Annotated in this window: 1 protein-coding gene; it reads left to right on the top strand. The window is 67.2% G+C overall.

The features are described from left to right. Positions 1 to 75: 75 nt before the first annotated feature. Positions 76 to 1,449, top strand: coding sequence for an IS1380 family transposase (locus tag K6U06_RS24440; protein ID WP_262324606.1), 1,374 nt, complete (start codon positions 76 to 78; stop codon positions 1,447 to 1,449). Positions 1,450 to 1,611 lie beyond the last annotated feature (162 nt).

Raw genomic sequence — 1,611 nt, 5'->3', positions numbered from 1 at the left:
TTAGCCTGGAAGCACCGTTCCGCTGATGGGGTGAATCAGCGCGTATCCGCGGAAAATGCCCTCTGACCTGGGAGGATGGCGGTTCTCTACGCCAACCAACTTCCCGATCAGAAGGGCATCTTCTGGATGCGAGTCTCGCGCAGTGTGGACCGGGTCGGAGTGACCTTCGACGACACCCGTCTCGTGGCCGACGCAGGCTTGCTGTTGGTCGCCTCGTTGAGCGGGCGGTTGGCCTTGGAAGCGATGGTCAATGACACGGTCGATCTCGGGGACCGCCCCGGCGCGTTCGCTCCTGGCCGCAAGGTTCTGACCTTGGCGCATGCCATGGCTGCCGGCGCAGGTTTCATCGACGATGTCGACATCCTGCGCTCTGGGGCGACCGCTCAGGTGGTCGGCCATAGGGTGATGGCTCCTTCCACGGTCGGGACGTTCCTGCGGAGCTTCTCGTTCGGGCATGTCCGCCAGTTGGACCGGGTGAACGAGATCGCGCTCAGCCGTGCGTGGGCGGCTGGTGCGGGGCCCGAAGCCATCCTCGACGATGCCGGCGAGGGGACCGTCGAGTTCGTGGATGTGGACTCGACGATCCTCGAGACCCACGGTCACGCCAAGCAGGGCGCCACGTTCGGTTACACCCACCGACGCGGCTACCACCCGCTCCTGGCGACCCGGGCCGCGTCGGGAGAAGTCCTGCACCTGCGGTTCAGGAAAGGGTCAGCCAACACTGCCCGAGGCATGAAACGCTTCGTGGAAGAACTCGCCGCCCGCCTCCGCCGGCTCCCCATGACCGCACCGGTCGTGATCCGAGCGGACTCGGGGTTCCACTCGGCCAAGACCATCGCCGCCTGCCGGCAGGCGGGGTTCGGGTTCTCGATCACCGCACGACAGACCACCGTCATCCGTGCGGCGATCGCCGGGATCGCCGAGCACGAGTGGGTGCCGATGGGTGACTACCCCGACAGCGGTGTCGCCGAGCTCGCCGAAACAGAACTCGACGACGGCACCCGCCTCATCGTGAGGCGGACCATCGTCCTCGATCCCGCCGAAACCCTCTTCGCCCTGTGGCGACACCATGCGTTCGTGACCGACCGGGCCGGGACCGCCGTTGCCTTGGACCTCGAGCACCGCCAACACGCCATAGTCGAACTGACCATCCGCGACCTCAAGAACGGGCCGTTGGCGCACTGCCCCTCCGGCAGCTTCCCGGCGAACTCCGCCTGGGCGGCCATCGCGGTCCTCGCCCACAACCTGCTCCGCTGGACCGCCACCATCGGCGGCATCCACACCGGCCCGGTCGTGGCCAAAACCATCCGGCGCCGCTACATCGCCCTGCCCGGCAGAATCACCCGCTCCGCACGGCGACACACCCTGCACCTCCCGGCCAGATGGCCATGGCGCAAACAGTGGACCATCGCCCTCGACCGCATCCGAGCCCTCCCACAGCTCACCTGAACAGACAGCGTCACCGCCGGCACCACACCGAACCCGGCGACGACAACCACACCCCAACCCGGACCGCCCGGGCATCCCCACGCCCCCTCACCCGACCATACCTCTGGCAACTACCGCCAAGTCGGACAGTCATTCACCAATCAACGCTGCGGTGGATCGAGG

The organism is Acidiferrimicrobium sp. IK, from assembly GCF_025499425.1.
Lineage (GTDB): Bacteria > Actinomycetota > Acidimicrobiia > Acidimicrobiales > Palsa-688 > Acidiferrimicrobium.
This window is presented reverse-complemented; position numbering and strand designations above follow the sequence as displayed.

Bases quoted from the DNA above. Each gene is read 5' to 3' on its own strand.
- K6U06_RS24440 (WP_262324606.1), top strand. From the start codon at position 76: ATGGCGGTTCTCTACGCCAACCAACTTCCCGATCAGAAGGGCATCTTC.